Source organism: Clostridium sp. 19966, assembly GCF_032335695.1.
In the GTDB taxonomy this organism is placed as follows: Bacteria; Bacillota; Clostridia; order Clostridiales; family Clostridiaceae; genus JACTOJ01.
Window position 1 is genome coordinate 112,082 of record NZ_JACTOJ010000016.1, and the last position, 6,345, is coordinate 118,426.

The window sequence follows — 6,345 nt, forward strand, 5'->3', positions numbered from 1 at the left end:
TAATAAAGTCCGGTAAATCCGTTAAAATTATTAAAGTGAACTGCTTTTATTTTTATAATGCAGCTAATTTGGGTGGAACCGCGGGAATTTATACTCTCGTCCCTTTTCAAAGTTGAAAAGAGATGAGAGTTTTTTATTTTATACATATTAAAGAAAGGATGAGTAAAATGATAAAAATAAAATTAAAAGATGGCTCAGTAAAAGAATATGAATCACCTGTGGCCATAATAGATGTAGCAAAGGATATTAGTGAAGGTCTTGCAAGAAATACCTTTGCTGGTTTGATTAATGGTAAGGTAGAGGATCTTAGATTTATAATTAAAGAAGACAGTGAATTAAGTATATTAAAATTTGAAGATGAAGAAGGTAAAAAGGCTTTTTGGCATACAACTTCGCATGTACTGGCTCAAGCTGTAAAAAGATTATTTCCAGATACAAAGCTTGCTATAGGTCCAGCTATTGATGATGGTTTTTATTATGATTTTGATAAAGAAGGTTCTTTCTCAGCAGAAGAAATTGAAAAAATTGAAGCTGAAATGAAAAAGATAGTTAAAGAGGAACTTCCTATTGAGAGATTTGAGCTTCCAAGAGCTGAAGCATTAGCATTTATGGACGAAAAGAAAGAAAATTATAAAGTTGAACTTATAAAGGATCTTCCAGAGGATGCGGTAATATCCTTTTATAGGCAGGGAGAATTTGTAGATCTTTGTGCCGGACCACACCTTTTAAATACTAAATATATAAAAGCCTCTAAGCTTACTTTAGTGGCAGGAGCATATTGGAGAGGCAGTGAAAAAAATAAAATGCTTACTCGTATATATGGGACTTCTTTTACTAAAAAATCTGAGCTTGAAGAGCATCTTGTAAGAGTAGAAGAAGCTAAGAAGAGAGATCATAATAAACTAGGAAGAGAGCTTGGCTTATTTACTACTTCTGATGTTATAGGACAGGGTCTCCCTTTGTTAATGCCAAAGGGAGCAAAGGTAGTTCAGGTACTTCAAAGATTTGTAGAGGATGAAGAGGAGAGAAGAGGATATGTTTTAACAAAAACTCCTTTTATGGCTAAGAGCGATCTTTATAAGGTATCTGGTCACTGGGATCATTATAAGGAAGATATGTTTGTGTTAGGTGATGAAGAAAAGGATGAAGAAGTGTTTGCTCTAAGACCAATGACTTGTCCATTCCAATTTACAATATATAATAATGATCAGAAGAGTTATAGGGATTTGCCTATAAGATATGGTGAAACTTCAACACTTTTTAGGAATGAATCTTCTGGAGAAATGCACGGACTTATAAGAGTAAGACAATTTACTATTTCAGAAGGACATCTTGTAGTTAGACCAGATCAATTAGAGGAAGAATTTAAAGGAGTTGTAGATTTAATCAATTTCATGATGACTACCCTTGGTATAGAAGGGGATGTAAGCTATAGGTTTTCTAAATGGGACTCAAAAAATAAAGAGAAGTATATTGGCTCTGAAGAAGAGTGGGAAAGAACTCAGAATATAATGAGAAATATACTTGATCATATAGGCTTAAAATATAAGGAAGCAGAAGGAGAAGCTGCATTCTATGGTCCAAAGCTAGATATACAATTTAAGAATGTTCATGGGAAAGAGGATACTATAATAACTGTTCAAATAGACTTCGCTTTAGCAAAAAGATTTGGAATGACCTATGTGGATAAAGATGGAGAAAAGAAACATCCTTATATAATCCATAGAACTTCCATAGGATGCTATGAAAGAACTTTAGCAATGCTTATTGAAAAATATGCAGGAGCTTTTCCAACCTGGATTGCTCCAGTACAGGTAAAGGTACTACCTATATCTGAAAAATATCATGATTATACTGAAGAAGTTGTTAAAAAACTTCAAGCAGCAAGAGTGAGAGTAGAAGCAGATTATAGAGCTGAAAAAATCGGCTATAAGATTCGTGAAGGACGTATGGAGAGAGTTCCTTATCTATTAATATTAGGAGAAAAGGAAGCTGAAAACAAGGAGGTAGCAGTAAGAAGCAGAGTAAATGGAGATGAAGGAGCATTAGCTTTGGATACTTTTGTTGAAAGAATTATAAAAGAGATAGCGGATAAAGTTAAATAATTATAAATAATAAAAAGGGTGTTTTAAATGCTTCGTCTTTAAAACATCCTTTAGTTTTTAATAAAAAATTTCTGTGCGATATAAAAATTTTAATGATAAAATATATATTATATAGTAGGAAAGGAAGAAAAAATTATGAAGATTTTAGTATATAGTTATAGACAAGATGAGGCACAGTATTTTGAAGAGTTCAAAAACAAATATAATGTGGAATTGACCTTATATAAAGAAGGACCAAGTATAGAAAATGCTGATCTTGCTAAAGATTTTGACTGCATAAGTATAATTACAACTCCTATATCATCTGAGCTTATGGGAAAATTTTATGAAAATGGAGTGAAGTTTATATCTACAAGAACTATAGGATATGATCATATAGACATACAGAAAGCTAAGGAATTAGGTATTCATGTGGGAAATGTAACTTATTCTCCAAGAAGTGTAGCAGATTACACAGCTATGATGATTCTTATGGTTACAAGAAAGGTGAAGGCTATATTAGAAAGGAGCAATGTGCAAGATTACTCTCTAGTGGGAATTCAAGGCAAGGAATTGCATAATTTAACTGTTGGAGTTATTGGAACGGGAAGAATTGGTGCTACTGTAATCAAGAATTTAACGGGATTTGATTGCAATATTATAGCATATGATTTATATGAAAATGATAAATTGAAGTCTATGGCTAGTTATGTAACTTTAGATGAACTTTTTAAGAAAAGCGATATCATCACTCTTCATGCACCTGCTACCGAGGATAACTATCATCTTATAAATAAAGATAGCATAGCTAAGATGAAAAAAGGAACATTTATCATAAATACGGCTAGAGGGTCACTCATAAATACCAGCGATTTGATTGATGCTATTGAAAATAAAGAAATAGGCGGAGCAGCTTTGGATGTTATCGAGAATGAGAGTGATATATATTATAATAATTTGAAATGTGAGGTATTAACTAATAGAGAGTTAGCTATCTTAAAATCTTATCCAAATGTAATAATTACTCCACATACCGCTTTTTACACAAATCAAGCAGTAAGTGATATGGTTGAAAATTCCATACTAAGCTGCATTCTATTTATGGAAGGTAAAGAAAATCCCTGGGAAGTTAAATGTTAAAGAAAATATTCAAAATTCTCATTAAAAAAGTTGATAACTTCTTTTTTTTGATATAAGCTTCTTACCCATTGACACCATTTTAACCCAAGTTTACTTTCGTTTATACCTTTTTGAATTAGTAGATAAACACCAAATTTAGGAGAATTAATTGAATCGAGTTTTCCATTAAACTTGATTTTTAATTCTTCTAAAGATTTTAAATTTTTTTCTAATCTTAGTTTATTTCTATTTTCCATTTCATCTAGAAGCTTTAGTACTTTGTTTTGGTCTAGAACCTGTATACAATAGGTTTTTAAAAGCATTTCATCTCTTATAGCCGCAGAATCCGTGTCCTTTTGTATCCATTCTTTTAATGAATCTATACCTGCTGTTGTTATACTATACAATTTTTTGTCAGGTTTCCCTTGCTGTTTAATTACTTCTCCTTTAATATATTTATTTTCTTCTAGAGTTGCTAGCAATGGGTATATAGCACTATGAGTAGTAGGCCAAAATAAATTTAATTTTAGCATTAAATCATATCCAGTCAGAGGTTCGGTTGATAATAGGCTAAGCAAACCATAAGATAATTTGTTCATTTTGTTCCTCCAGAATATATGTCAATATTGACATATATTAAAATATAGTTTAATATTTTTTCTATGCTGATTATATGTCAAAAATGACATATGGTCAATTAAAATATTTAAATTCACAGTTTTTAGGGGGATGATCAATGAGTAGCAATACAAAAGAAGTGGAATTTTGGCCTGTTATATCATCATTATTTTTAGGAACTTTTTTAACAGCATTAGGAATAAGTACTATAAACTTAGCATTAACAGATTTAATGAAAAATTTTAACACAGATTTGGACTCAGTAAAATGGACAGTTACGGCCTTTATGTTAGCTACAGGAACTATAGCGCCAATAACAGGATATTTAGGTGAAAAGTTTAGTTATAAAAAATTGTATTTGGTATCATTAATAGGTTTTACCATAGCATCTTTGCTTTGTGTTTTTTCATGGAATATACAATCTTTAATTGCTTTTCGCATATTGCAGGGGGCCTTTAATGGACTTGCCACTCCAGCTACTATGAGCATAATTTTTCAGGTTATACCAAGAAAAAAACAACCTCTTGCCATAAGTTTTTGGAGCCTTTGTGCCATGTTAGCTCCAGCTCTTGGGCCTACCATAAGTGGATGGCTTATAGAAACTTTTAACTGGAAAGCAATATTTCTTGTAAATATACCTATTGGAATATTAGCTATTTTAATGGTAGTTAAATCTACACCATATTATAAATTAAATCCACCAAAGGGATTTGATATGCCAGGATTTATAACTAGCCTTGTAGCTAGTTTAATGCTTCTAACCGCTTTCAGTGAGGGAGATGCTTATGGATGGTTATCTAGCAAAATAGTACTACTTATAGTTGGCGGAATTATTATTTTATCCATATTTATAAAGATAGAATTAACTAGCAGCCGTCCCGCCTTGAATCTAAAAATATTTAAATTTAAAGGATATAGTAGAAGCGTTATCGTAAGAGCAGTTATTAATATGAGCTTGTATGCAGGTACTTTATTAACTCCTCTTTTTCTTCAAAATGCCAAACATATTTCTGCTTTAGAGACTGGACTTATTATGCTACCTCCGTCATTAATTATGGCTTTGTTTATGCTGGTGGTAGGAAAGCTTTATAATATTATGGATCCACGTATTTTGGTAATAGCAGGCATAATATTTATGGCTTTAGGATCCTTTAAAATGTCATATTTAACTATTGATACAAGTAATGCTTATATAATAACTTGGATGATAGTAAGAAACATAGGTATAGCTATAGGCAGTATGCCTGTAACAAATATAGGTATGAGTTCCTTAAATAGAAAGCTATCAGGAAACGGGTCTGCAGTAAACAATTGGGTTTCACAAGGAGTTGGCTCCTTAGCTATTGGAATATTTACATCATTACTTACAATGAGAACAACTCAACACATAAAGGAACTTTCAAATTTAAATATAACTCCAAGCTTAATTGCTAATAAAGCATTTGTTATGGGAGTAAATGACGTGTATTTTATATCCTTTATAATTATACTTATAGCTTTGCCGCTAAGTTTGCTTTTAAAAAAGGAAGAACCAGAAGAGGAGAGCTTAGAGAAAATAGCTTAATGGGAGGTAAAAATATGAAAAATCTAAATGAAACAGGCTTAAAAGAGGTATTTAGTATATCAATTAATGTGGATAATCCTATTGTAGTAGGACAAGATGAGATTGTAGGAAGAAGACAATTAATTCCTATAGTATCTGGAGAGGTTACGGGAGAAGGTTTTAAGGGATTTGTACTTCCAGGAGGTATAGACAGTCAAATTATTAGACCAGATGGAAAATGTGAGCTTTCTGCAAGGTACGCTATAAAGCTTGAAGATGGAGCATCAATATATGTAGAAAACAATGGAATACGTACCGTTCCAATTCAATATGTAAATGATGTTAAGTCAGGAAAATTTGTAGATTCAAGTCTGTATTATTTTAGAACAGTTCCAATTTTTTGAAACCTATCATGAGAAATATAAATGGATGATGGATTGCATGTTTGTATGTTATGCTGAAAGACTTCCAGAAAATGTTTTGCTAAAGTTTTATAAGGTTTTATAAATTTAGTTATTACATACAAAGGCAGCATTAATTTTATTGTGCTGTCTTTTTTTTATTATTCTTTATGAACATAAATAATAATGTAGTAATATTTTATACTTTTGCTCTGTTTTAGATCAGTGTTGATTTTATACCAATTTAAAACATTACTTTAGTGCGTCAGGTTATTTTTAATATTCAGATAAAAATCATATACTGATTCGGGTGTATCAACATGTGAGAAAACTCAAAAAAAGTAGAAAAATAAAGTATAATCGGGTTAATATAAAAATATGAGCTGAAATAATATACAAGCATATATTGAGCTGTGGTACTATATCTAAGTCGCAACTGACAAGTATAAAAATTGAAAAGTAGAAAATGCTAAATCAATAAAAAAACTTGAAAAAAATTGTTGACAGATTATCGGTAAAATGATAATATATAAAAGCTGTATGAATGCAGCAAGGTCTTTGAAAATTGAACAGAAGGAAA

At 31.2% G+C, this 6,345-nt stretch carries 4 protein-coding genes, 1 pseudogene and 1 other annotated feature (1 of these 6 running past the window's edge); of the genes and pseudogenes, 4 read left to right on the top strand and 1 reads right to left on the bottom strand.

Features of this window, described 5'->3' with window-relative positions; genetic code table 11:
- Window positions 1-107 (top strand) — a binding site (T-box leader) (it extends 110 nt beyond the left edge of the window).
- A gap of 60 nt (window positions 108-167) precedes the next feature.
- Together thrS and IAI10_RS16100 are read left to right on the top strand one after the other, a co-directional pair.
- A complete protein-coding gene (thrS, locus tag IAI10_RS16095) occupies window positions 168-2,105 on the top strand; it encodes a threonine--tRNA ligase (RefSeq protein ID WP_315674317.1) in 1,938 nt (645 codons plus the stop codon).
- 135 nt (window positions 2,106-2,240) lie between these two features.
- A complete protein-coding gene (locus IAI10_RS16100) occupies window positions 2,241-3,224 on the top strand; it encodes a D-isomer specific 2-hydroxyacid dehydrogenase family protein (RefSeq protein WP_315674318.1) in 984 nt (327 codons plus the stop codon).
- On the opposite strand, the gene IAI10_RS16105 is transcribed toward IAI10_RS16100, so the two are convergent.
- Window positions 3,221-3,802, bottom strand: a complete 582-nt coding sequence (locus IAI10_RS16105; protein ID WP_315674319.1) for a PadR family transcriptional regulator — start codon at window positions 3,800-3,802, stop codon at window positions 3,221-3,223. The genes IAI10_RS16100 and IAI10_RS16105 overlap by 4 nt on opposite strands.
- Before the next feature lie 137 nt (window positions 3,803-3,939).
- Here IAI10_RS16105 and IAI10_RS16110 point away from each other — a divergent pair, with 137 nt between their 5' ends.
- Entirely contained in the window at window positions 3,940-5,385 is a 1,446-nt protein-coding gene (locus IAI10_RS16110) for a DHA2 family efflux MFS transporter permease subunit (protein ID WP_315674320.1), read from the top strand.
- Between the two features lie 14 nt (window positions 5,386-5,399).
- A pseudogene (locus IAI10_RS16115) lies at window positions 5,400-5,871 on the top strand (DUF3237 domain-containing protein).
- The last annotated feature ends 474 nt before the right edge of the window (window positions 5,872-6,345 follow it).